The organism is Streptomyces lunalinharesii (assembly GCF_039532155.1).
Lineage (GTDB): Bacteria > Actinomycetota > Actinomycetes > Streptomycetales > Streptomycetaceae > Streptomyces > Streptomyces lunalinharesii.
On record NZ_BAAARK010000038.1, the window covers coordinates 24,985 to 47,510 of the forward strand.

At 73.9% G+C, this 22,526-nt stretch carries 23 protein-coding genes; 10 read left to right on the plus strand and 13 right to left on the minus strand.

The annotated features are described in order from the left end of the window. Positions 1-130: 130 nt before the first annotated feature. Positions 131-847, minus strand: a complete 717-nt coding sequence (locus ABD385_RS34370) for a DUF6585 family protein (protein WP_344583336.1) — start codon at positions 845-847, stop codon at positions 131-133. After that, positions 844-1,905 carry a BTAD domain-containing putative transcriptional regulator gene (locus tag ABD385_RS34375; RefSeq protein ID WP_344583337.1) on the minus strand — a complete coding sequence of 354 codons (1,062 nt, stop codon included), beginning with the start codon at positions 1,903-1,905 and terminating at the stop codon, positions 844-846. The genes ABD385_RS34370 and ABD385_RS34375 overlap by 4 nt, the downstream gene beginning before the upstream one ends. Positions 1,906-2,063: 158 nt before the next feature. Here ABD385_RS34375 and ABD385_RS34380 point away from each other — a divergent pair, with 158 nt between their 5' ends. The 5 genes from ABD385_RS34380 to ABD385_RS34400 all read left to right on the plus strand — a co-directional run bounded on the left by ABD385_RS34380 (position 2,064) and on the right by ABD385_RS34400 (position 7,386). After that, on the plus strand, positions 2,064-4,481 hold the full coding sequence (locus ABD385_RS34380; protein WP_344583338.1) for an NACHT domain-containing protein: 2,418 nt from the start codon (positions 2,064-2,066) through the stop codon (positions 4,479-4,481). 85 nt (positions 4,482-4,566) lie between these two features. Continuing rightward, on the plus strand, positions 4,567-5,100 hold the full coding sequence (locus tag ABD385_RS34385; RefSeq protein ID WP_344583340.1) for a DUF1648 domain-containing protein: 534 nt from the start codon (positions 4,567-4,569) through the stop codon (positions 5,098-5,100). A gap of 329 nt (positions 5,101-5,429) precedes the next feature. Next, a complete protein-coding gene (locus ABD385_RS34390; RefSeq protein ID WP_344583342.1) occupies positions 5,430-6,236 on the plus strand; it encodes an SDR family NAD(P)-dependent oxidoreductase in 807 nt (268 codons plus the stop codon). 29 nt (positions 6,237-6,265) lie between these two features. Further along, the gene (locus ABD385_RS34395; protein ID WP_344583343.1) at positions 6,266-6,553 is read left to right on the plus strand and encodes a hypothetical protein; all 288 of its coding nucleotides are present in this window, start codon (positions 6,266-6,268) and stop codon (positions 6,551-6,553) included. Positions 6,554-6,807: 254 nt separating this feature from the next. Continuing rightward, positions 6,808-7,386 carry an Rv1733c family protein gene (locus tag ABD385_RS34400; protein WP_344583345.1) on the plus strand — a complete coding sequence of 193 codons (579 nt, stop codon included), beginning with the start codon at positions 6,808-6,810 and terminating at the stop codon, positions 7,384-7,386. An 18-nt stretch (positions 7,387-7,404) separates the two neighbouring features. Here the strand turns inward: ABD385_RS34400 and ABD385_RS34405 are convergent, their stop codons facing one another. Both ABD385_RS34405 and ilvD read right to left on the minus strand, forming a co-directional pair. After that, positions 7,405-7,803, minus strand: a complete 399-nt coding sequence (locus ABD385_RS34405) for a DUF1330 domain-containing protein (RefSeq protein ID WP_344583346.1) — start codon at positions 7,801-7,803, stop codon at positions 7,405-7,407. A gap of 61 nt (positions 7,804-7,864) precedes the next feature. Further along, positions 7,865-9,532 (minus strand): dihydroxy-acid dehydratase, encoded by a 1,668-nt coding sequence (gene ilvD / locus ABD385_RS34410; protein ID WP_344583347.1) that lies wholly within the window; start codon positions 9,530-9,532, stop codon positions 7,865-7,867. A 314-nt stretch (positions 9,533-9,846) separates the two neighbouring features. Between ilvD and mtnP the strand changes: the two genes are divergently transcribed. Continuing rightward, a complete protein-coding gene (gene mtnP / locus ABD385_RS34415) occupies positions 9,847-10,752 on the plus strand; it encodes an S-methyl-5'-thioadenosine phosphorylase (RefSeq protein WP_344583349.1) in 906 nt (301 codons plus the stop codon). A gap of 102 nt (positions 10,753-10,854) precedes the next feature. Here the strand turns inward: mtnP and ABD385_RS34420 are convergent, their stop codons facing one another. From ABD385_RS34420 to ABD385_RS34430, 3 genes are read right to left on the minus strand one after another with little or no spacing between them, the layout of a single operon-like run. Continuing rightward, on the minus strand, positions 10,855-11,439 hold the full coding sequence (locus ABD385_RS34420) for an adenine phosphoribosyltransferase (protein ID WP_344583351.1): 585 nt from the start codon (positions 11,437-11,439) through the stop codon (positions 10,855-10,857). Between the two features lie 59 nt (positions 11,440-11,498). Further along, positions 11,499-12,278, minus strand: coding sequence for an SDR family NAD(P)-dependent oxidoreductase (locus ABD385_RS34425; protein WP_344583353.1), 780 nt, complete (start codon positions 12,276-12,278; stop codon positions 11,499-11,501). Beyond that, the gene (locus ABD385_RS34430; protein ID WP_344583354.1) at positions 12,275-13,669 is read right to left on the minus strand and encodes a cation:proton antiporter; all 1,395 of its coding nucleotides are present in this window, start codon (positions 13,667-13,669) and stop codon (positions 12,275-12,277) included. The genes ABD385_RS34425 and ABD385_RS34430 overlap by 4 nt, the downstream gene beginning before the upstream one ends. A gap of 312 nt (positions 13,670-13,981) precedes the next feature. Here ABD385_RS34430 and ABD385_RS34435 point away from each other — a divergent pair, with 312 nt between their 5' ends. From ABD385_RS34435 to ABD385_RS34445, 3 genes are read left to right on the plus strand one after another with little or no spacing between them, the layout of a single operon-like run. After that, positions 13,982-14,824, plus strand: a complete 843-nt coding sequence (locus tag ABD385_RS34435; protein WP_344583356.1) for a YmdB family metallophosphoesterase — start codon at positions 13,982-13,984, stop codon at positions 14,822-14,824. Next, positions 14,821-15,708 (plus strand): cyclase family protein, encoded by an 888-nt coding sequence (locus ABD385_RS34440; protein WP_344583358.1) that lies wholly within the window; start codon positions 14,821-14,823, stop codon positions 15,706-15,708. Before ABD385_RS34435 ends, ABD385_RS34440 begins: the two co-directional genes overlap by 4 nt. A 12-nt stretch (positions 15,709-15,720) precedes the next feature. Then, complete coding sequence (locus ABD385_RS34445) at positions 15,721-16,260, plus strand: hypothetical protein (protein WP_344583360.1); 540 nt, start codon at positions 15,721-15,723, stop codon at positions 16,258-16,260. 92 nt (positions 16,261-16,352) lie between these two features. Here ABD385_RS34445 and ABD385_RS34450 read toward each other — a convergent pair whose 3' ends face one another. The 3 genes from ABD385_RS34450 to ABD385_RS34460 all read right to left on the minus strand — a co-directional run bounded on the left by ABD385_RS34450 (position 16,353) and on the right by ABD385_RS34460 (position 19,527). Next, positions 16,353-17,096: a hypothetical protein gene (locus ABD385_RS34450; protein ID WP_344583362.1), complete on the minus strand. Its 744-nt coding sequence runs from the start codon at positions 17,094-17,096 to the stop codon at positions 16,353-16,355. 57 nt (positions 17,097-17,153) lie between these two features. Next, complete coding sequence (locus tag ABD385_RS34455; RefSeq protein WP_344583364.1) at positions 17,154-18,587, minus strand: MFS transporter; 1,434 nt, start codon at positions 18,585-18,587, stop codon at positions 17,154-17,156. Positions 18,588-18,678: 91 nt separating this feature from the next. After that, entirely contained in the window at positions 18,679-19,527 is an 849-nt protein-coding gene (locus ABD385_RS34460) for an alpha/beta fold hydrolase (RefSeq protein ID WP_344583366.1), read from the minus strand. A gap of 92 nt (positions 19,528-19,619) precedes the next feature. Here ABD385_RS34460 and ABD385_RS34465 point away from each other — a divergent pair, with 92 nt between their 5' ends. Beyond that, positions 19,620-20,270 carry a CGNR zinc finger domain-containing protein gene (locus ABD385_RS34465; RefSeq protein WP_344583368.1) on the plus strand — a complete coding sequence of 217 codons (651 nt, stop codon included), beginning with the start codon at positions 19,620-19,622 and terminating at the stop codon, positions 20,268-20,270. Here the strand turns inward: ABD385_RS34465 and ABD385_RS34470 are convergent. From ABD385_RS34470 to ABD385_RS34480, 3 genes are all read right to left on the minus strand, one after another. Further along, positions 20,260-20,862, minus strand: coding sequence for a TetR family transcriptional regulator (locus tag ABD385_RS34470; RefSeq protein WP_344583370.1), 603 nt, complete (start codon positions 20,860-20,862; stop codon positions 20,260-20,262). The two genes, ABD385_RS34465 and ABD385_RS34470, sit on opposite strands and share 11 nt — an antisense overlap. 211 nt (positions 20,863-21,073) lie before the next feature. Next, on the minus strand, positions 21,074-21,484 hold the full coding sequence (locus tag ABD385_RS34475) for a RidA family protein (RefSeq protein ID WP_344583372.1): 411 nt from the start codon (positions 21,482-21,484) through the stop codon (positions 21,074-21,076). A gap of 75 nt (positions 21,485-21,559) precedes the next feature. Then, positions 21,560-22,522, minus strand: coding sequence for an aminotransferase class IV (locus ABD385_RS34480; RefSeq protein WP_344583374.1), 963 nt, complete (start codon positions 22,520-22,522; stop codon positions 21,560-21,562). Positions 22,523-22,526 lie beyond the last annotated feature (4 nt).

Here is a 22,526-nt window from a genome sequence, read left to right on the forward strand (position 1 = left end):
TCGGATTCTCCTTGAGCTGGGACGGGACAAGTCGTCCATGAGGGAACGACGTTAGCCGCCGTCGTTGGAATGGGGATGAAACCCGGGGGACGCGGCACCGACGCAGCGGACGGTGCCGGGCCCCCGGTGGTCAGCGGGCGCCGTCGGTGCGATGGCGTTCGACGAGCGCCCAGAACACGAAGGGGTTGGGGATCCTGGACACCGGCCCGCACCGGTGCTCCGCACCACCGGTGGTGACCACGAGGACCCCCTCCTGCACGCCGATCCGCTGCACCCGTGACCATGGCGTGCGACGCCCGCCGGAGCCGATCTGCTCCCCGGTCAGCCAGACGTCTCCGAAGGAGAGGCGTTCGCCCCGTCGGAGCGCGGCCAGGGCGCCGGGTAACTGGGCCCGGGTGACGGCCCGTTGGAGCTCCGCCTCCCAGGGCAGCGGATCACCGCCGTCCGGACCGCCGCGCAGCACCAGGTACCGGAAGTCGACGTCGGTGAGCGTGTGGCGGACGGAGCCACCGGAAGGGGCGGATCCGCGCGACCGGGTGCGGTGCCGGAACATCGAGGTGGTGTCGTAACGGACGACGTGGATCCGGCCGTTCAGGGCAACGGTCGCCCCGTGCTCGTACAGGTCCAGTCGCGCGTTCGGGCTCGCCCTCGACGCGGTGGAGCCGCCGCCCGGGGCGAGGTGCGCCAGCAGCCGGATCGCTCGGAACGGGCCCCTGCGCGCGCGGGGGCGGTGGGCGGTCACCGGGTAGGTGGCCCGTCGTCTGCCGAGGCGGGCGCGGCCGGCCGCCGCGGAGATCCGCGCCAGCAGCAGCTCCGCTCCGCGGGCGCGCGGCGTCGCTGCGGTCATGGCGCGGTCGGAGCGAGGCCGGCATCGCACCCGCGCATGATCGTCTGGTGCGTCCGCCGCAACAGCCGGCTGGGCGACACCCCCAACTCGTCGGCCAACCTGCGGCGGGTGCGCTCGAACACGGACAGCGCGTCGGCCTGCCGGCCGCTGAGACACAGCGCGCGCATCAGCAGCGCGGCGACCGGTTCGTCCAACGGCTGGGCCGTGGCCAGCGCCCACAGCTCGCCGACCGTCTCCGCGTGCCGGCCCAGCCGCAGTTGCAGGTCCAGCTTGCGCAGCAGCAGCCCGGTCCGGCGCTCGGCGAGCCGCAGCCGCTCCAGCTCCGCGAACGGGCCCGGGAGCCCGGCGAGCGGCTCGCTGCCGAACAGGCCCAGCGCCTGGGCGTGGACGCGGACCGCCTCGGCCACTTCGCCGGCCCGCTCGGCCGCGCCGGCGGCGGTGACCAGTTCCTCCATCCGCGCCTCGTCCACCTCGACCGCGCCGGGGACCAACCGGTAGCCGCACCGGTCGTGCCGGATCACCGACTCCGTGCCGTTCCCGGTCTGCAGGACCTTGCGGAGGCGGTAGATGTACACCGGCACGACCTTCGTGAGCGGCGGCTCCATCCCCCAGATCCCGTCGAGCAGTTCGTCCTTGCTGACCGTCCGGTCCCGGCACAGCGCCAACGCCGCCAGCACGGCCTGCTGGCGCAGATGCCCCAGGTCCACGGGCTGCCCGTCGTACCACGCGCGCAGCGGCCCGAGCACGGAGATCCGCACCCGTCGTTCCGGCGCCCGGCGGACGGTGGCCCGCGGCACGGGGCGGGCCGCCACGCGGGGGCCCCGTCCCGGGACGACCAGCCCGCAGTCGAAGGCGTGGACGATGGCGGCGGCCCGGTCGCGCAGTTCCAGCTTGGCGAGGATCCGGCGGAGGTGGACGTCGACCGCGGGCTCGGTCAGGGCGAGGGCACCGGCGACCTCGCCGTCGGTCAGGCCGCAGCCGACCGCACGGAGCACCTCGCACTCCTGGCGGGTGAGTTCGGTGGCGGTCGGGCGGTCGAGGGCCGCGGTGGTCGGCATTGCGGGCTCTCCTGAGCTGAGGCGGTCGGGCAGTTGCCGACGACGCTGCTCCCGGGGCGGTTGAACGAACAGGCCGACAGACCGGCCGTATCCGGCCGGTGGCCGCGCTAGAGTCCCTCACCTGGGGATATCGACATGCCGGGGGAAGGCCGAGACCCGTGACCAGTGAGTTCAGTGCGCTGTTGAAGAGGCTGCGACGGGAGGCGAACCTGACGCAGGAAGCCCTGGCGGAACGCGCCGGAGTGGGCGTCCGCACCATCCGCGGACTGGAGACCGGCGAACGCGCCGACCCACGGGTGACCACCGTGCGGCTGCTGGCCGACGCGCTCGGGCTGCGTCCCGAGGAACGCGAACGACTCCTGTCGACCGCCGTCCTGCGGACCCCGGACAGCACGGATCCGGACGGCACGGGTCCGAACAGCATGGGTCGAGAGGGCACCGGTCCGGACGCCGGGAGTCCGGCGGAACCGCCCGTTCCACCCGCCGTTCCCGCCACCCCCGAGCCGACGCCGAGCGATCCGCCACGGTCGCCGCTGCACGAGGTCCTGGCCGACGTCGCCGACCAGGTCGCGCAGACGGTGGCCGCCCGCTGGCGACGCGAGGAGGAACAGCGGCAGGTCCACGACCCCTATCCGCTGCCGGTGCGCTGGCGGCCGGTCGCCGAGGAACTGACCGACCACTGGGCCAACATCCGCCGCCTGCCCCCTGGGGAGGCCCACGCCCCCCTGGAACTGGGCGGGCAACTCGACGCGATCGTGGACGTGTACCGGCGGATCCCGTCCGGGCGACTGGTGGTGCTGGGCCGCTCGGGCTCCGGCAAGACGATCCTCACCGTCCGGTTCGTCCTGGACCACCTGAAGGCCAGGGGCCGCGCCGACGCCGTGCCGGTGATCTTCAGCATCGGCTCGTGGGACCCGACCGCCATCACGCTCCGGGACTGGCTCGCCGCGCAACTCCGGCGCGATCACCCCGGCCTCGCCGCCCCCGGGCCCGGGGGGACGAACCTCGCCGAGGGGCTCGTCGAGACCGGCCGGATCCTCCCCGTGCTGGACGGCTTCGACGAGATCGCCGACGGCCTGCGCCGCCCCGCACTGGAGGCCCTCAACGCCACGACGCTGCCGCTGCTCCTGACGAGCCGGCCGTCCGAGTACGCCGCCGCAGTGGCCGAGACCGACGTCCTCACCTCCGCCGCCGCGGTCGAACTCACCGATCTCACCCTCGACGACCTGGCCGCGTACCTGCCGCGCACCGCCCGCAAGGCCCGCGGCCGCTCGGCGACCGGCTGGGAACCCGTGCTGCACGCACTGCGCGAGCGGCCGCGCAGCCGGGCCGGCACCAACCTCGCCGCGGTGCTGACCACTCCGCTGATGGTCACCCTCGCCCGCGCCGTCTACAGCGACACCCCCGACGGCGACCCGGCCGCGCTGCTGGACACCCGCCACTTCGCCACCCCCGAGGAACTGGAGGACCACCTCCTCGACAACTTCGTCACGACCGCCTACCGCCCCCGCCCCGAACACCGCCCCGGCAGTGGGCCGCTCCGCGCCTGGGACCCGGAGCGCGCCCGGCACTGGCTCGGCTACCTCGCCCAGCACCTGAACCGGCTCGACACCCCCGACCTGGAGTGGTGGCGCCTGGGCCACGGGATGCGCCGCACCACGCGCACGCTGGTCACCGCGCTGGTGATCGGCCTGACCATCGCGCTCGTCGACGGCGTCGTCGGCACCCTCTTCGACTCCTTGGCGTACCAACTCCTGGACGGGCTGGTGGCGGGGCTCCTCACGGGGCTCCTGTTCGGGATCGCGTACTGGTTCCTGGTCGCGGCCAAGGACACCGCCGTGGAGCCGTCCGTCGTCCGCATGAAGCTCCGCAGCGGGGAGCGGAGAACCGGCCGAAATCCCCTCCGGCGCCTGGCGATCGGGGGGCTCTGCGGCCTGGTCTTCGGCGTCGGCTACGGCTTCGTGCGCGGGATTCTGAACGGCGCCGTCGCCCACGTCGGGCTCCCGGACGTCGTGGCCGGCAGCGTCGGCGACGGCGTCATCTACGGCCTGATGTTCGCCCTGGCGGCCGGCCCCGCCCTCGGCCTGCTCACCCTCTTCGAAACGCCTCTGGACATCCGCACCGCCGTCAATCCGATCAGCCTGCTGCGGACGAACGGCCGTACCGTCGCCACCCAACTCCTTCTCTGGTCACCGGCCTTCGGCGTGCTCGTCGGCTTCGGATCCATGGCGGTGGTCTACCCCGCGTCGGCGGTCCTGGGGCCGCTCGTCTGGAACCTCACGGCCGCACTCAAACTGGGCGTCATCAGCGGGCTCGGCGGCGCCCTCGGCTACGCGTTCAGCCTGACCTCCTGGGGCCAGTGGACGGTCTTCTCCCGGATCTGGCTGCCGCTGACCGGCCGGCTCCCCTGGTCCGTCGTCGCCTTCCTCGAAGACGCCTACCGACGGGGCGTGCTCCGCCAGGCCGGCGCGGTCTACCAGTTCCGCCACGCCCGCCTCCAGCACCACCTCGCCCGCGGCTCGCGCGCACCACGCCGAACCCCCACCCGGACAGAGGCCCACACGGTGGACCACTGAAGCGACGAGCGCACCAGGCACCCGCGCGCGACCGGACGCGCGCCATCCCCTGCGGCGAACGCGCCGACGGCGGACAATCGACCCCATGGTCTTCTCACGTCCGATCCGCCGGTGGCTGCTTCCCAACGTCGCACTGCTCGCCGCACTCCTCGTCTGGGGCGTCCTGCGCTACCCCCACCTTCCGGACCGGATCCCCCGGCACATCGGCATCGACGGCGTGGACGCCTGGACCGAACCGACGATCGGCAGCGCGTTCGCGCTGGTCTTCGTGCACCTCGGAGCGACCGTGCTGCTGACCGCCTGCGCCGAGCTGATGCTGCGCGTGACACCGGAGGCCGAACTGCCCAAGGACGCGGCAGCGTTCGGCAACGGACTGGTGCGCTCTTCCCTCAACCGACCCCGCACCCGCGCCTCGGCGCTGCGCACCGCCCGGGCGTTGCTGGTGCTCAACGCCTGCACGGGCCTCTCGCTCCTGGTCGGCTGCGCGGTGCTGTGGCGTTCCACGGCCGACCCGCACGTGTCCGGCTGGCTGTTCGCGGCCATGGTGGTGCCGCTGCTCGCCGGGACCGCCGGGACGGTGCTGGCCGCCGTCCGCGACCGCCGCACACCCGCGAGCTGAAGCCCCGGGGGCGGGGAGGACGTCTGGGGAACCCGGCTCATCAGGGACGTAACAAAAGGAGCGCGGCCGCCTTGCACCGCAGGTGCCGGGCGGGCTGGGATGGCTCCTGTGAACAGCGCCTGGCTCCTTCTCGACCGTCCGCCTCATCCGGCGGCCCCGTGTCGTGCGCCGCGCTGCACGGAGAGTTCCGCCTCGCGCTGAGGGCTCTCCGCATTCCGACGGGGCGCGCTGACCACATCAGGCGCCCCGCTCCCTCGTGCGCCCGTCGCCGTTGCCCCGGGCCGCGGATGCGGCGCACTCGCCCCCTTCCCTCTTCCTGCGGATGGATCATGTCCACCTTCGACCTTTCCTCCCTCACCGTCCTGGTGACCGGTGCCACCTCCGGCATCGGTCACGAGACCGCCAGGCAGCTCGCCGAACGCGGTGCCACCGTCCTCGTGCACGGCCGCACCCTCGCGGAGGCCCGCGCGGCCACCGAGCGGCTCGCCGCCACGGGCCTCGATGCCGGCCGACTGTGCGCGCTGTCCGCGGACTTCGGGTGCCTCGACGAGGTGACGGCGATGGCACGCCGGGTCCTCGCCGACCACCCCCGCCTGGACGTCCTGGTCAACAACGCCGCCACCGCGGCTCCGGAGCGCCACACCCTGACGGCCGACGGCTACGAAACCGCCTTCCAAGTCAACTTCCTCGCCCACTACCTGCTGACCCGCCTCCTGGAGCCGGTGCTCACCGACGGCCCCGGTGGGCGCGTCGTCAACGTCTCCTCGTCGCTGCACCGCACCGCCTCCCTCCAGTGGAACGACCTGCAACGGTCCCGCCGGTACTCCCGGCTCGCCGCCTACGCCCAATCCCAGCTCGCACTCACCGTTTTCGCCGCCGACCCGCGGGTCACCGCGGTCTCCGTCCACCCGGGCGTCTGCGCCACGGGGTTGCTGTCGCTCTACGGAGTCGAGGGCGAACCGGCGGCGCGGGGGGCGGCGCACGTCGTCCGGCTGTGCGACCCGGCCACCGACGTCGTCAACGGCGCCTACTACGACCGCGACGAACGCGTCGAACCGGCCCCGGGCGCCACCGAGGGCCGCACCGTCAAACGCCTCACCAGGCGTGCCGACGAGCTCGTCGGTCGGCACGCCTGAGCGACGCCCTCGGCCCCGCCGAGCGCCACGTGGGCCGGCGTGCCGAGGCGGTGCGCCGGGCCCAGGAGGAAGCTCCCGCGATCCGGTGGCGCCACGAGGACCTCGCCTGGCGGCGGCGCATCGCGGTCCGCCGGGCGTGGGCGATCGCCCTCCTGCTGCCGGGTGTTGCGGGTTTCGTGGCGTTCGCCGTGTCGGGGCCCGAGTCCGGCTTCCGCGGGATCAGTGCCGTCGTCGGGATGGCGCTCTTCCCGGGGCTGGCGTGCCTCGTCGCCTACCTCGTCGCGACCGTCCGGTACCAGCTGTGGCGCGGCTGGTAGCGCGAGCGCTCCGGTCGGCCGCCGGGTGACTGGATCCCCGCGGCCGACGCGACGGATACCGGCCAGTTCTGCGCGCTCGCCCCGTCCGCGCCGGTGCGCACGGCACACTGGCCCCTCATGTGCGTACGGGCCCTCAACCCCCTTGGCCATGCGGCTGGTTGGCGTGTCGGGCGGCGCGGCAGCGGAACGGTGGCGCCGGCCGGTCGTGCGGGGGTGGCGCGGGTCCGCAGTCCAGGCGTGGGGAGGCGTCGGCCGTGAACCCGGTGAAGGTGTTGTGGCGTTGGCGGAACAATCCGCTCAAGCGCCCGTCCGACGTCGTGGAGGCCGCGGTGCTGCTGCTGGTCCTGGTGCTGGTGGTGATCGGCGGCCCCGGTGTCGGTGTCGTCACGGGCCGGGCGGCCCACGACGCCTTTCGGAACCAGCGCCTGGAGCGCTACCCCGCCACCGCCGTTCTGGTGGACGACGCCCCCGGCCGCACGGAACGCCCCTACTCCGACGGCGGGAACCTCGACACGGTGCGGGCACCCGTCCGCTGGCGCGATGCCCGCAGCACCCTGCACCGCGGGGTCACGCAGGTCGAGGCCGGGCGCAAGGCGGGATCGGGCGTTGCGGTGTGGCTGGACGGCAGCGGACGGCTCACCCAGGAGCCGTTGGACGCGACCGGTGGCGTGGTCGCGGCCGCGCTGGTGGGCGTCCTGACGGCGGTCGGATGGGGCGCCGTGCTGTGGGGCGTCCTCCATGGGGTGCGCCACCACCTGAGGGCGCGCCGCATCCGGCAGTGGGAGCGCGAGTGGGCCGAGGGCGGGCCCCGCTGGCACGACGGACGCATCTGACGGCGGCGACGGGCCTGTTCAGGGGTGCGCGGTCGCGCTCCCCCACACCCGTTCGGCGGCGTCCGACGTCGGTTGCAGCACCGCCTCGGTCACCGCCGAGGTGCGCAGCTGCGTACCGCGTTGGTACGCGTCGTCGCGGACCATCTCGCAGAAGGCGCTGCGGGACGGGTAGGACACCAGCAGCACCGCGTCCCAGTCCTGGCCCGGCTCGGCGACCACCGGGGTGGAGCCCAGGCCGTAGTAGAGGATGGTGGCGCCCACCCGTTCGGCGTGCGGCCGGAAGTGCCGGAGGTAGTCCGCGTAGCCCTCCTCCCCGCTTCCGGGGGCGAAGCGCAGCAGGTTCAGCATCACCACCGGGGCCTCGGGGTCCGCCTGGAGGAACTGCTTCAGGCTCCGGCCCGTGGGGTCCACCGCCATGGCACACTCTCCTGTCTTTCCGTCATCGATCCGTCGGAGTCTTTTAAGGGGTCCGTGGGCGTCAGGCACGCACCGGCGTCGTCACCGCCCCCGTCGACGCGCAGGACACCAACGACCCGTACTTTCCCAGCACGCCCGAGTCGTAACGGGGGCGCGGCGCGGTCCAGGCCGCCAGGCGGTCCGCCAGGTCGGACGCGGACAGCGCCACCGACAGTTCCCGCCGGCGGAGGTCGATGGTCACCTGGTCGCCGTCGCGCAGTGCGGCCAGCGGTCCGCCGACCGCGGCCTCCGGTGCGACGTGACCGGCCATCAGTCCCCGGGACGCTCCGGAGAAGCGGCCGTCGGTCACCAGTCCCACGTGCGGCCCGAGGCCGCGGCCCACCAGCGCCGCCGTGACGCCCAGCATCTCCCGCATGCCCGGCCCGCCGCGCGGCCCCTCGTACCGGATCACCACGACGTCTCCGCGGCGGATCCGCCCGGCCTGCACCGCGGCCATCGCGTCCTCCTCGCGGTCGAAGACCACCGCGGGCCCCGTCAAGCGCGGCGTCATCGTGGCGGACGCCTTGACCACCGAGCCCGAGGGCGCGAGGTTGCCCTTGAGGACCAGCAGTCCGCCGGTCGGGCTCAGGGCGCGCCCGGCCGGCACGACGACCTGCTGGCCCGGGGTCTCCCGGGCCTCGCGCACCTCTTCGGCCACGGTCCGTCCCGTCACGGTCGGGGCGTCCGCGTCGAGCAGTCCCGCTTCGTTCAGCACGCGGCCCACCACACGGGTGCCGCCGGCGCGGTCCAGGTCCACCGCGGTGAAGCGGCCGCTGGGGCGCAGGTCGGCGATGACCGGGGTGCGGGAGCTGATCGCGTCGAAGTCCGTCAGGTCGAGTGCGATGCCCGCTTCGCGGGCGATGGCCAGGAGGTGGAGGACGAGGTTGGTGGACCCGCCGGTGGCCGTACCCGCCGTGATCGCGTTGTGGAACGCGCTCGGGGAGAGGATCTTCTGGGGTGTCAGGTCCTGCTCCACCATGCGCATGACCAGTGCGCCCGCGTCCTCGCAGACCGCCGTCCGCCTCGGGTCGGCGGCCGGCGGGTCCATGGAGCCGAACGGGCTCAGGCCGAGGAACTCCAGGGCCATCGCCATCGTGTTCGCGGTGTAGTGGCCCGCGCAGGCGCCGGCGCCGGGGCAGGCGGCCCGTTCCAGTTCGGCGAGCCCGGTGTCGTCCAGTTCGCCGGCGGCGTTGCGGCCGACCGCTTCGAAGACGTCCTGGAGCGTCACCTCGGCGTCGCGGAAGCGCCCCGGCAGCATCGTGCCGGAGTACAGGACCAGGCCCGGCAGTCCGAGGCGGACGTGCGCCAACGCGGCGGCCGGCAGGGTCTTGTCGCACCCCGCGATGGTGATCAGACCGTCCAACGCGTGGCCGCGGCCCACGAGTTCGATGGAGTCGGCGATCACCTCCCGGCTGACGAGGGAGGTCCGCATCCCCTCCGTCCCCATCGTGATCACGTCGGAGATCGCGATGGTGTTGATCTCCAGCGGGGTGCCGCCCGCGTCGCGGACACCCCGCATCACGGACTCCGCCAGGCGGCGGTGGTTGAGGTTGCACGGCATCGTGCCGATCCAGCTGTGGGCCACGCCGATCATCGGCCGGGACAGGTCCTCGGTCGACAGGCCGGTGGCGCGCAGGGCCGCTCGCGCCGGAGCACGGTCACGGCCGCACAGAAACGGATTCGCTGGCATCGTCCCTCCGGGACTCTTCTGCGGATGGCGGGAGTGGAACTCCCCTCGCCGCGCGAGGTGCTTTCTCCTTGCTTCTCTTGCTTTTCTTGCGGTGGAGTTTAGGGAAGCCCGCCGGAAAGGGGCAGTGGGGAAAGGGAATGCGGTGGAATTCGGGCCGGTGCGCCCGTTCGCCTACGACTTTCGGGCCGGTGCACTGTGCCCCGCGTCGCAGTGGGGTGCGCCGGCGGTGAATTTCGCGCGGCGCACGGCGCCGGTAGCGTCCGAGCGAGAAAGGCAGGTGTCGCTATGACGGCGAGCGGAATGGAGTGTGCGGCATGACAACCGAATCGGACGCGGTCGAGGTCGGGATCATCGGCGGGAGCGGGCTCTACGACCTGGAGGCGCTGACCGACGTGCGTGAGGTCCGGGTGGTGACCCCGTACGGCGATCCCAGCGACGCGCTGGTCGTCGGTTCGTTGGGCGGGATCAGGGTGGCCTTCCTGCCCCGGCACGGGCGGCGGCACCAGATCGTGCCCACCAACGTGCCGGCACGCGCCAACGTCTACGCCCTCAAGAGCCTGGGCGTGCGTCAACTGATCAGTGTCAGCGCGGTGGGCAGCCTGCGCGAGGAGCTCCGGCCGGGCGATCTCGTGACCCCGGACCAGGTCGTGGACCGGACCCGCAACCGGCGGGAGACGACCTTCTTCGACGAGGACATCGTCGTGCACGTGCCGTTCGGAGAGCCGTTCTGCGGCCGGTTGCGCGAGCTGCTGGGCGCGGCGGCGCGGCGCGCCACGGACGCGGTCGTCCACGCCTCCGGTACGTACTGCTGCATGGAGGGACCGCAGTTCTCCACCCGGGCGGAGTCCGAGCTGTACCGGTCGTGGGGGCTGGACGTCATCGGGATGACGGCCCTGCCGGAGGCCAAGCTCGCGCGTGAGGCGGAGCTGTGCTACGCCGGGCTCGCGCTGGTGACGGACTACGACTGCTGGCGCGCCGAGACCGATGACGTCAGCGCCAGCGGGGTGGCGGAGGTGATGCGGCGCAACAGTGCGGCCGCCAAGGCGAGTCTGGTCGCGCTGTTGGAATCGCTCGATCCGGAGCCGAAGTGCGCCTGCCAGAACGCGTTGGCGACCTCGGTGATCACGCCGCTGGACGCCGTGCCGCAGGCGAGCCGGGAACGCAACCGGCTGTTGGTGGGCCGGCACTTCGCGGCGCAGGGGCCACCGCCCGCCGCGTAGCGGCACGGTGTGAGGGCCCGGTTCCCGCTGCGGCGGGGACCGGGCCCTCGGCGTACCGGCCGCTCGGTCCGGGCCGCCGGTCCCGGACCGTCGTCGGGGCCGTCAGTCGGCGGTGGTCAGGAGGGAGAAGACCCGGGCGGGGGCGAGTCGGGCGGCACCGTGGAGGCCGGCGATGCTGGCCGCGACGGCGTAACCGGCCACGGTGGCACCGGCGTCGGCGACGAGCGCGCCGGCCGCTGCGAAGGTGCCGCCGGTGGCGAGGACGTCGTCGACGACCAGGACGCGGTCGTCCGGCGCCAGGGCGTCGCGCTGGATCTCCAGGGTCGCCGTGCCGTACTCCAGGGCGTAGTCGGCGCGGTGCACCGGGCCTGGGAGCTTGCCCTTCTTGCGGGCGAGGACGAGCGGACGGTCCGCGGCGGCGGCCACGGCGGTGCCGAGGACGAAGCCGCGGGCCTCGATCGCCAGGACGCGGTCGAAGGCGCCGTCGAAGGCCGCGGTGAAGGTCACGGCCAGGCGCCGTACGAGTTCCGGGTCCCCGAAGACCGGGGTGAGGTCCTGGAACCGGATGCCGGGCTCGGGGAAGTCGGGGACGACGCGGATGCGTTGCCGGACGGCGGCCCGGAGGGCGGCGGTTCCGGGCGGGTCGGCGGGCGTGGTCGCGGGGACCGTCGTGGGCTGGGGTGTCATGGCTCCTGCTCTCGTGGTGGGTCGGCCAACAGGTGGCCGGGGTGCGGGTCGTGGTCGGGTCACTGCGCCAGGTAGCCGCCGTCGACGGGAAGGATCGCGCCGGTGACGAAGGAGGCTTCGTCGGAGGCGAGGAAGCAGATGGCGGCGGCGACTTCGGCGGGTTCGCCGATCCGGCCGAGCGGGTGGCGGCGGGCGACGTCGGCGAGGTAGTCGGCGCCGCCCGGTTCGTCGGGCAGGCGCCGTACCCGGTCGGTCCTGATGGTGCCGGGCGCGACGGCGTTGACGCGGATGCCGTGCGCGGCCCATTCCACCGCCAGGTGCAGCGTCAGTCCGGAGGCGACGAACTTGGCCGGACCGTAGGTGCTCTGCGACTCCTGGCCGGCGAGGCCGGAGATGGAGGAGAGGCAGACGATGGAGCCGCTGCGGTTCGGCAGCATGGCCTCGATCGCGTATTTGCAGGACAGGAACATGCCGCGGCCGTCGACCGCCATGACGTGGTCCCAGTCCTGCGGGGTGGCCTCGGTGATGCGTTGCAGGGGCAGGACGCCGGCGTTGGCGACCAGTACGTCCAGTCGTCCGTAGCTCTCCATGGCGGTGTCGGTCATCCGGTAGGCGGCACCGGGGTCGGCCACGTCGCCGACGGCGGTGCGGACTTCGGTGCCGGCGGCGGTCAGTCGGGTGGCGAGCCGGCCGAGTGCGGCACCGTCGATGTCGCCGAGGACGAGGCGGGCCCCCTCCGCGGCGAAGCGTTCGGCCGTGGCCCGGCCGATGCCCTGCGCGGCGCCGGTGATCAGGCACGTCTTGCCGCGCAGGCGGCGGGCTTCCGGGGGTGCGGTCACGGGACCTCCTGGGGGATCGCGGTCGGAGCCGTGGAGTGCGGTTCCGGGGCGGTGGGCGGGCCGGGGCGGGCGGCGGCCGGCCCGGTGGCGCGGGCGTCGCGGCGGCAGGCGCGGTCCAGCCAGAATCCGGCGATCTGGCAGGTCACGATGGACATCAGGACGAGCGCGGCGAAGAAGTGGGCGTTGATGATGCCGGCGCCGTAGGTGACGCTGGCGAGCAGGATGCCGGGCGTGCCACGGGCGTTGAGCGCGACCGCGAGGCGGGTGGCGGCGCTGCGTCCCGCGCCCGTCACCATCCCGGCCAGCCAGACGCTGCCGCCCTTCACGAGGCACGCCAGGGCGAGGAACCAGGCGAAGAAGACGGGGTCGAGCTGGCGGGCCAGGTCCAGACGCAGACCGACCAGCGCGAAGTAGACCGGGACGAAGAAGGCCAGGGAGAAGTGCCGGATCGCCTCCCAGGCGTGCAGCGATCGGCCCTCGGCCTGGAGGTCCGGGCTGCCGGAGTCGCTGCGGGCGGCGCAGATCCCGGCCATCAGCGCACCGAAGACGGTGTTGATGCCCAGGGCCGCGCACACCGCGACGCCGGCGAAGAGGGCCGCCAGCCGGAAGGCGGTCGGGTTCTGACGTTCCACCAGGTTCCAGCGGCGGCTGGCCAGCCAGCGAAAGAGCCGTGGTCCCCAGGCCGTGCAGACGGCGAAGAACACCAGGGTGGCCACGAGGTAGTACGCCATGGTCGGCAGCGGTGCGTCGGTGCCGATCGCGTTCCACAGGCCGCCGGCACCGTCGGACCGGGCCGCGGCGAGGCCGAGCACGACGGCCAGGACGATGTAGAGGACGGCGTCCTCGGCGACGGCGACCATGAGGACGATGCGGGCGAACGGCGTGTCCTGGATGCCGAGGTCCATCAGGATCCGGGAGATCACCGGGATCGCGGCGACGGCGGTGGCGATGCCGAAGACGAGCGCGAGGGTCAGGGCGGTGCCGTTGGGCCCCGCGACGTCGTGGTGGCCGATCAGGAGGACCACGAGGACCCCGGCGGCGAAGGGCAGGACCAGCCCCGCCGCGGCGATGACCGCGGCGGTGCGGCGCTCCTTCCTGCCCGCGCGGATCCGCAGTTCGGCGCCGGCGAGGAACATCAGCAGCAGCAGGCCGATCTGGTTGACGGCGTCCAGGCCGGTGGCGACCGGCCCCGTCGCGGGGAAGAGCCGGGCGGTGAAGTGCGGCGCGAGGGCGCCCAGGACGGTCGGTCCGAGCAGCAGGCCGCCCACGATCTCGCCGATCACCGGTGGTTGACGGAGCCGGGCGAACAGCCGGCCCGCGGTGTGTGCGGCGACGACGAGGACCAGGAGGGCGACCAGCAGATGGGCGACGTCGACTGTCGACAGCGTCATCAGGCCTCCGAAATTCATCGAATGGTGGACATGAATGTCCGGAAGCGTAATGAGGCTGGCGCCTTTTCGAATCGACGTAAGGTCCTTGGCATTCCTGCCCGTTGAGTGGGATTCGGCTACCGCGAATTGCGCACCGTACTGCGGCGGGTTGCCCGAGGAATCGGTCGCCTGCGCTCACCCGGCGACACCGAGGTCGCAGCGGCCGTACGACCCTTGGTTGATGCGGCCGGGCGGCGCGGGCCGGCACAATTCGGTGCGCGTTTGCTGATTTCTGTCCTGCGTTTCGAATTTCGACCGGCTGAGGAGTCGCACATGATCGTCCTGTTTTGTGGAGACGTCGTCGGGGAGCGCGCCACCGAGCGGCTGGCGGCGAGCCTGCCCGAGCTGCGCCGCAGGCACCGGGTGGACCTGGTGGTGGTGAACGCCGAGAACAGCGCGCCCAACGGCCTCGGCATGGGCGCCGCCCAGGTGGACCGGTTGCTCGCGGCCGGCGCCGACGTGATCACCGGCGGCAATCACTCCTGGGACAGTGAGGAGTCCGTCGGCCTGCTGGAGCTTCCCCAGGTCATCCGTCCGGCCAACCTCGCGCCGGGGGTGCCGGGCCGGGGCGTGCTGCACGCCGACGCCGCCGGTGAGACGGTGACGGTGCTCAACCTGGCCGATCACTGCGCCATGAAGTCGGTCAAGGCCACGGCCGGCAAGTTCCTTCCCGCGTGGGAGGGTTGGCAGCGGGCGGACCGACGGGGAGCGGTGATCGTCGACTACCACGGCGACCACGTGCTGGAGAAGCAGATCTTCGCGCACGCGGTGGACGGCGAGGCCGCCGCCGTGTTCGGCAGTCACACCCACGAGGCGACCGGGCCGCTGTACCTGCTGCCCGGTGGGACGGCGTTCGTCACCGAGGTCGGCATGACCGGTCCCGGCGACGGCGTCCAGGGTTTCGCGCCCGCGAACCTCGTCTCGGGGTTGCGCTCGACGGGGAACCCGTTCTCCGGCGCGATGCCGTCGGTGAGCGTGGGCCCGTTGGTGCTGGGGGCGGTGGTCCTGGAGGTCCGTCAGGGGCGTGCGGTGCGCATGGAGCGGGTCTCCTGGCCGGACGACGAAGCGGCCGGCGGTCCGCGGACGGCCCACGACCGGGCGGGGGTGGCCGCATGACGACTCGCCCCGCTTCCGCCGACGGGCTGCCGGTCCCGCAGCTCCAGGCGTGCACGGTGCTCGACCTCTCGCTGACGCTGGCCGAGGACCTGCCCTGCCACTGGCCCGCCCACCAGCCCTACCAGCACAAGCTCTGGAGCTGGTTCGCCACGCGCAGGAACGGTGCCCAGGCCGTCTACAACCGCAGCGGTGCGCCCTACGCCACCCGCTGGATGGCGATCGACGAGCACACCGGGACGCACTTCGACGCGCCCAGTCACTTCGTCCCGCCCCCGGACTCCGGACTGCCGCACGCCGGCCCGGCGGGCGAGGTCACCGCCGAACGGGTGCCGGTGTCCCAGCTGATGGGGCCCGCGGCCGTCGTGGACCTCACGGCGCCCGCGACCTTCGACACCGGCGGGCGGGGCGAGGGCGGGGTGAGCCCGTTCATCACGGCGGACCACCTGATCGCCTGGGAGCGTCGCCACGGCAGCCTGACCGCGGGTGAGGTGGTGCTGCTGCGCACCGGCTGGGACGCGCGCTACCGGCGCGGCCCCGAGGGCGACGGGTACCTGTACGACGTCATCGTGACCGGGCGCGCGCCCGGCTGGCCCGCGCCCGATGTGGCCGCGGTCGAGCTGCTGTTGGACCGCGGCGTGCGGTGCGTCGGCACCGACGCACCGTCGATGGGTGCCGCGCACGACGGCGTGCCGGCCCACGTCCGCGGGCTGAGCGCCGGCGCGGTGTACGTCGAGTGCCTGACCGGGTTGGACCGGCTGCCGGCACGGGGCGCGTGGTTCTGCTTCCTGCCGCTGAAGGTCGAGGGCGGTACCGGCGCACCCGGGCGCGCGGTGGCGTTCGTGCCGCCCGCCGCCGAGGACCCCGCACACCCACAGGGAACCTGAGGGAGAGTCACCATGCGTTCTTCGATACGCCGTTCCGCCGGCCTGTCCGGTGCCCTGCTGCTCGCGGTGACGGGCGGCACGCTGGCCGCCGGGCCCGCGTGGGCCGCCGGTGCGCCCGAGCCGCGGGTCGTCTCCTGTTCGGGCACGATCGCGGAGACGTTCTCGCCCGGCCTGACCGTGCGCAAACGCCCCACCCGGGTCACCGCGCGCAGCACGCTGTCGTGCACGGGCGGGGCGGTCACCTCGGTCGTCTTCTCCTCCAGCTACGTGGTGGAGGCGAGTTGCCTGTCCAACCAGCTGATTTCGGTGGGCTCCCCGCAGTTCCGCTGGGACACCGGCGGCGGGTCCACCGCCACCTTCACCTACGTCGTGGGCCGCCCGGCGGGGCAGACCGTCTCGGCGGGCGTGGGAGAGGTGCTGACGGGCCGTTTCGCGGGTTACGCCGCGACCCGGGTCCTCGCCTCGCCCGCCCCCGATGCGTACAAGTGCCTCGGCGCGGGCATCCCGGCGGCCCAGGGCGTGGACCACGTGACCCTCGTGGCCCAGCCGTAGGACGTACCGGTCGGCCGACGGACGCGGCGGGCCGGGAAGACGTGTGAGCGGTCTTCCCGGCGCGCCGCGTCCGTGTGCGTCCGGGGCCGCCCTCACGACGCCCGCGGACCGGCCCAGAAGGCGTCCAGCGGGTAGGGGGTCGCGGCGGCGATGAGCTGCCGGGCGGTGGCATGGGCCCGGTCCACCGCGTCGTGCACGGTGCCGACCGTGTACTGGGCGATGACGCCCTCGTACAGCAACAGGAGTTGGTCGGCCAGCAGGTCGGAGTCGGGGGTGCCGGTGGCCTCGGCGAGTTCCCGCACCCGTGTGCGCAGGGCGTGCTTGTGGCGGGCGACGACGGTGCGGGCCGGGTGCTCGGGACGGACGAGTTCGACCTGGGCGTGGACGAAGGCGCAGCTGCGGAAGCCGGACGGCGAGACGGCCCACTCCTTCAGCGCGTCGAAGACGGCGAGGAGCCGGGCGCGCGGGTCCTCGCCGGCGTGCGCGATGCAGTCGTCCAGGGTGAGCCGCCAGCGGCTCTGCCGGCCGTCGAGGTAGGCGAGGAAGGCGACGGTGTCCAACGGGTTCTCCGTTCGGGAGGCCGACCGGTCCGCGGGCCGACTCGTCGGTTCGTCCGCCGCGGCGGACCGCGTGGGCTGCGGGGGCACGCCACGGACGGTCGGGCGCTCGGCGCGAGCCGTCGGCGGCGCGGACGGGTGCGCGGGGGCCGGGCGGTCGGAGGTACGGCCTTCGTGACGGTGGAACGGCGGGGCGCTGGGGTGGAGGGCCGGCCCGGTGGCGTCGAGGTGGGGCGCGTCCTGGAAGAGCCGTTGCAGCGAGCGGAGGAGTGCCTTCATGAGTGTCGTGTCCTTTCCGGTGTGGAGCCGGCGGTGCGACCGGGCGGGCCCGGCCGGTCAGTCGCGGGGCAGCAGCAGGCGCGCCAGCAGGGTGGTGGCGCACAGCAGGGCGGCGGCGAGGGCGAGGCTGAGGTGGAGCCCGCCGACGGAGAAGTCGCCGTCGGCGGGTCCTGCGAGCAGCGTGCCGAAGAGGGCGACGGCGAGCGCGCCGCCGGTCTGCCGCATGGCGTTGAGCAGTCCGGAGGCGGTGCCGGCGCGGTGGCCCGGCACGCGGTCCATGAGCAGGGCGGTCAGTGCGGGGACGGTCACCGCGCTGATGCCGAACGGCAGGAGCAGCACGAGGACGAGCCAGGCCGGGGTGTCGGGCCCGAGCACCAGCAACGCCGCCATGGCCAGGGCGAGGAGGGCTTGCCCCCACACGATGACGGGCCGGCGCCCGTAACGGTCGGCGAGGCGCGGCGAGAGGAGGTTCACGGCGGTGATCACGGCGGCGGTGGGCACGAACATCAGCCCGGCGGCGGTGCCGGACATGCCGCGCAGCTGTTGGTAGTAGAGGCCGAGCAGGAAGATCGTGCCGTAGTAGGCGGCGTTGACGGCGAAGCCGACGGAGAGGGTGACGACGACCTCGCGCTGCCGGAACATCTCCAGCGGCACCATCGGAGCGGGGTGCCGGGCCTCGGCGGTGCGAAAGCCCAGGGCCGCGGCCAGGGCGATGCCGAGCGCGACGGCGCAACTCCAGGTCAGCCGGCCCGCGTGGCCGCCCTCGATGACGGCGTAGGCCAGGGCCGCGAGGGCGAGGACGGCGGTGGCCTGGCCGGCCGGGTCGAAGGGGACGCGCCGGCGGGCCGAGACGGGGACGCGGGCGAGGAGCCCGAGGATGACGGCGCCGACGGGGAGGTTCAGGAGGAACACGGCGCGCCAGCCGGCGGTTTCGGTGAGGGCGCCGCCGAGCACGGGGCCGATGGCCATGGCGAGCGAGCCGCCCACCGACCACAGCGCGATCGCGCGGGCGCGGCGTCCGGGGTCCTCGTAGGTCTGCCGGATGAGGGCGAGGGAGGCGGGCATGACGGCGGCGGCGGCGCTGCCCTGGACGACCCGGGCGGCGATCAGGGTGCCGATGCCGGGGGCGAGGGCGCAGGCGAGGGAGGCGACGGTGAAGAGGGCGACGCCGAGGGCGTAGGCGCGGCGGGCCCCGGCGCGGTCGGCGAAGGCGCCGGCGGAGAGCATCAGCGCGGCGAACATCAGGGTGTAGGCGTCGACGACCCATTGCAGGCCCGCCATGCCACCGTGCAGGCTCGAACGGATCGCGGGCAGCGCGATGTTCACGCCGGACACGTCGACGGTGATGATGAGGAAGCCGAGGAGCGCGGCCAGGAGCGCGACGCCCGGGCGTCCACCGGGGGCGGGCTGCTGCTCCGGTAACGCACCGGTCGGGCCGGCCGCAGCGGGCGGGGAGCCCGGGGCGGGGGTGGGCGGGGTGAGGGCGGACATGACGGATCCTCCAGACGGGGGCCGGCGGGGCGGGACGGAGGGCGTGGGCACGCGGGGTGCGGGGCGGGCGCGGCGGCGCGCCGCATCCCGGTCAGCCGCGCTGGTGCCCGAAGAACGCGACCAGCGCCTCGGCCGTCTCCTCCGGCTGGTCCTCGGCGACGAAGTGGCCGGCGCCGGGCAGGGTGAGGCGCTCGGCGCCGGGGATGGCGGCCGCGAGCCGGTCGCCCGTGGTGGTGGGCAGCCATTGGTCTTCGGCGCCCCACAGGACGAGGGTGGGCACGGTGATCTCACCGAGCCGGTCGACGGCCTCGCGGGTGTCTTCGTAGGTGACGGCGCAGACCTGGTCGATCCAGCGCCGCTGCCCTTCGGCGCCCGCCCAGGGGGCGCGGTAGGCCGCGGCGGCCGCTTCGGACAGCGGGTGGTGCGCCGCGGTGCGCAGGCGGGCGGTGACGAGGTCGTCGAAGATGTGGGCCGGCATGGTGCGGTACGCCTCGGCGTAGCGCTGCTGGTGTTCGGTGAAGGGGGTGTTCCAGGGGCCGAGGACGGCGGCGTCGAGGAGCGCGAGGTGGGAGGCCGGCACCGTGTCGTGGAGGTGGGCGCGCACGACCACGCCGCCGCCGATGTCGTGGCCGACGAGGGCGGGTGCGGTCAGCCCCCAGTGGTCGACGAGCTCGGCGAGGGTGCGGGCCTGCTGGGCGATGGAGGGGGTGGCCCCGGGGGCGATCCGGGAGGCGCCGAAGCCGAGGAGGTCCCAGACGTAGACGGTGTGGTGGCGGGCGAGGGCGGGGACGGCGTTGCGCCAGAGGTAGGAGGAGGCGGGGGTGCCGTGGACGAGGACCACCGGCGGGCCCTCGCCGAAGATCCCGGTGGCGACCTCGCCGCCGGCGACCGGGACGCGCTGGTGGAGCTTCCACGGGGTGGGCTGGGCATGCGTGCTCATGCCGATCCCTCCAGAGCTAAGGGGTATAATCAATGTTCTCCAGTTACTCTAGCATGGAGTAAGGCTTGAAGTTTCTTTTTTCCGATTACGCGTTGGGTGCAGGTGTCGCGACCGACCTGGTCAACACCTCCGCCCTGGTCCGCAGGAGCACGGGCGAAATGCTCGTGGATCCCGCCGCGCTCGACCGCTTCCTGGTGGAGTTCGAGGTTCCGGTCGACCCCCCGGAGCCCGGGCGCCGGGCGACCGAGCAGGATCTGGAGCAGGTGCTGGCGCTGCGCGGGGAGTTGCGCGCGCTCCTGGAGTCCGACAGCGAGGACCAGGTGGTGGCGGGCGCGAACGCCCTGGTCGGACGGGCCAGCGTGGGTCCGTTCCTCGAACGGGACGTGGACGGGCGCTGGCAGTGGTACGTGACCACGGATCCCCGGGCCCCGCTCGCGCAGCAACTGGCCGCCGTCATCGGCACCGGTCTCCTGGGCGTGCTCCGCACGCTCCGTCACGATCGCATCCGGCACTGCGCCTCGCCCGTGTGCGACGGCATGTTCGTGGACACCAGCAAGGCGGGGCGGCGCCGCTACTGCATGCCCGAACTGTGCGGCAACCGCCTCAACGTCGCCAAGCACCGCGCCCGCCGACTGACGCCCCCAAAGCCGAACGGCACCACGGAGGACGGCGGAACGGGTCGAGGGGCGGCGGGCCCGGCCGGCCCCCCGGAGGACCCGGACGCCCCGGACCTCAGGGGCTGAGGCCCGGGGCGCCGTCCGGCGGGGCGACGGCGCCCAGCAGGGTCCGCCAGGCCCGGGTGAGTTGCGCCGCCGTCGTCGTGCCGGCCTGGGCACAGGCGGCCTGGAGCGCCGCGGTCTCCGCCGCCGCGACGAGGCCGACCGCCAGCACGGTCACCGTCGCCGGGTCCACCCCCGCCCGCAACGCCCCCTCCCGGCCCGCGCGGACGCAGGCCGCGTGCAGGTGGGGCAGCCACGCCCCGTACCAACCGTTCCGGTCCCCCACCTCGCCGCCCAACCGGCTCGCGGCACGGACGAGGTCGTTCTCGCCGAGCAGCAGCATCAGGGCGTGCGTGATGTCGACGACCGCCTGTAGCCCGCGCCCCGCACCCCCGCCGGGCGCCACGGCCTCGCGCGTGATCCGGTGCCCCTGCGCGCAGACCGCGTCGGCCAGCGCCCGTTTCGACGCGAAGTGGAAGGTGATCGCCCCCATCGTCACCCCCGCCGTCCGCGTGATGTGGGTGAGCGTGGTGGCCGCGTAGCCCCGCCGAGCGAACTCCGCGGCGCCCGCCTGCAGGACACGTCGACGCGTCTGTACGGCTCGTTGCTGGATCACCAGATGCCTTTCTCGTCCGGCTGCCCGCCCTCCGGTGCCAGTGCGCCACGAGCGGCGCACGGAGCCGCACCCGGGACGTGGCCCCGGTGCTCCGTGCGCCGCTCGGCTGCGACGTCGCCCGCCACCCGGCCCGTCGGAGCCGGGCGGGTGCGTACGTGGGGTGGCGCCGTTCTTCGGGTCGGTCTCTCTCGTCGTGGCGGCATGCGTCGAATCAGCGACCGTCCTCCGGGACGATCGCATCGGCCTCGATCTCCACCAGCAGGGCGGGGTGCGCCAGCGCCGCGTTCCCGACGAAGGTGGTGGCCGGCCGCGCCTGCCCGAACACCGCGGCGTGCGCGCGGGCGACGGCGTCGAAGTCCGCGATGTCGGTGAGGTGGACCCGGGTGCGGACCACGTCGCCGACGTCGCTGCCGGCCTCCTTGAGGGCCGCGGCGATGCGGTGCAGCACCTCGGCGGCCTGCCGGCCCGCGTCGTCGCCGCCGATCGGGCCCTCGGGCCCCGAGGCCGTCGTCCCGGAGACGGAGACGAACGGACCGACCCGCACGGCACGGGAGTAGCCGACCACCGCCTCGAACGGGGAGCCGGAACTGAAGAGTTGACGCTCGTTGGTGCTGTTGCTCATGGGGTTTCCTCCGGAAGGGGACGGGGTGCGGCGGCCGGGCGGGCGCCCGGGGATCCGGTGGTGCCGAGGACGGGGTCAGGACGCGAGCGCCGCCGGGGCGTCCGGCCGGGGCGCGGCCACCGGCGTACGCCACTCCGGATGTCCGGCGCGGCCTGTCACCGTCGCCCGGAAGGCCGCCGCGATCGCGTCGAACACCGGGCGTTCGGGCGCGTACCGGTGGCCGTCCAGCGATGCGACCGGCACCAGTTCGCTGGCGGTGCCGGTGAGGAAGACCTCCTGCGCCGCGCGCACGTCGCCCACGTCCACCGGCTCCTCGGCGACCTCGATCCCCAGGTCACGGGCGAGGGTCAGCACGGTGTCGCGGGTGATGCCGGCGAGCAGGCTGTCCGCGAGCCACGGCGTGCACAACCGGCCCTGCCTGACGAGGAACACGTTGGAGACGGTGGCCTCGGCGACCCGGCCGGTCACGCAGTCGAGTTGCAGGGCGTCGTCGAAGCCGGCGGTCACTGCCGCGGTCTTGGCCAAGGCCGAGGTGACGTAGGTGCCGACGGCCTTGGCGCGCGGGGGGAAGGTCGCCGGCGAGGGGCGGCGCCACGGCGAGACGGTCAGCCGGACGCCGGGTTCCGCAGCGGCCGGTGCGGAAGGCGGCGCGGCGACCGGCCAGACCTCGACGCCCAGCGTGAACGGCAACGAGGAGAGGTCGATGCTCAGGATCGGGTCGGTGGCGAAGAGTCCGGGGCGCACGTAGGCGTCGGCGAAGCCGCTCGCCGCCGCGGCGGACAGCGTCGCCGCGCGCAGCCGGGGCAGGTCGTGGTCGTGGCGGATGCCCAGCAGCCGGGCCGAGTTCAGCAGCCGGAGCAGGTGGTCGTCGAGGCGGAACAGTGCGGGGCCGCGCGCGCCGGCGTAGCACCGGATGCCTTCGAAGACGGCGGTGCCGTGCTGGACGCTGCTGCTGCCGAAGGGGATGCCGCGGCCGGGGGCGACGCGTGGGGCCCCAGGGCCTTCCCAGTGGGTGTGGGCCGAGGTCGGTGGAGTCATCTCG

Bases quoted from the DNA above. Each gene is read 5' to 3' on its own strand.
- ABD385_RS34370 (WP_344583336.1), bottom strand. From the start codon at position 847: ATGACCGCAGCGACGCCGCGCGCCCGCGGAGCGGAGCTGCTGCTGGCG.
- ABD385_RS34375 (WP_344583337.1), bottom strand. From the start codon at position 1,905: ATGCCGACCACCGCGGCCCTCGACCGCCCGACCGCCACCGAACTCACC.
- ABD385_RS34385 (WP_344583340.1), top strand. From the start codon at position 4,567: ATGGTCTTCTCACGTCCGATCCGCCGGTGGCTGCTTCCCAACGTCGCA.
- ABD385_RS34390 (WP_344583342.1), top strand. From the start codon at position 5,430: ATGTCCACCTTCGACCTTTCCTCCCTCACCGTCCTGGTGACCGGTGCC.
- ABD385_RS34405 (WP_344583346.1), bottom strand. From the start codon at position 7,803: ATGGCGGTGGACCCCACGGGCCGGAGCCTGAAGCAGTTCCTCCAGGCG.
- ilvD (WP_344583347.1), bottom strand. From the start codon at position 9,532: ATGCCAGCGAATCCGTTTCTGTGCGGCCGTGACCGTGCTCCGGCGCGA.
- mtnP (WP_344583349.1), top strand. From the start codon at position 9,847: ATGACAACCGAATCGGACGCGGTCGAGGTCGGGATCATCGGCGGGAGC.
- ABD385_RS34420 (WP_344583351.1), bottom strand. From the start codon at position 11,439: ATGACACCCCAGCCCACGACGGTCCCCGCGACCACGCCCGCCGACCCG.
- ABD385_RS34430 (WP_344583354.1), bottom strand. From the start codon at position 13,669: ATGACGCTGTCGACAGTCGACGTCGCCCATCTGCTGGTCGCCCTCCTG.
- ABD385_RS34435 (WP_344583356.1), top strand. From the start codon at position 13,982: ATGATCGTCCTGTTTTGTGGAGACGTCGTCGGGGAGCGCGCCACCGAG.
- ABD385_RS34440 (WP_344583358.1), top strand. From the start codon at position 14,821: ATGACGACTCGCCCCGCTTCCGCCGACGGGCTGCCGGTCCCGCAGCTC.
- ABD385_RS34445 (WP_344583360.1), top strand. From the start codon at position 15,721: ATGCGTTCTTCGATACGCCGTTCCGCCGGCCTGTCCGGTGCCCTGCTG.
- ABD385_RS34450 (WP_344583362.1), bottom strand. From the start codon at position 17,096: ATGAAGGCACTCCTCCGCTCGCTGCAACGGCTCTTCCAGGACGCGCCC.
- ABD385_RS34455 (WP_344583364.1), bottom strand. From the start codon at position 18,587: ATGTCCGCCCTCACCCCGCCCACCCCCGCCCCGGGCTCCCCGCCCGCT.
- ABD385_RS34460 (WP_344583366.1), bottom strand. From the start codon at position 19,527: ATGAGCACGCATGCCCAGCCCACCCCGTGGAAGCTCCACCAGCGCGTC.
- ABD385_RS34475 (WP_344583372.1), bottom strand. From the start codon at position 21,484: ATGAGCAACAGCACCAACGAGCGTCAACTCTTCAGTTCCGGCTCCCCG.
- ABD385_RS34480 (WP_344583374.1), bottom strand. From the start codon at position 22,522: ATGACTCCACCGACCTCGGCCCACACCCACTGGGAAGGCCCTGGGGCC.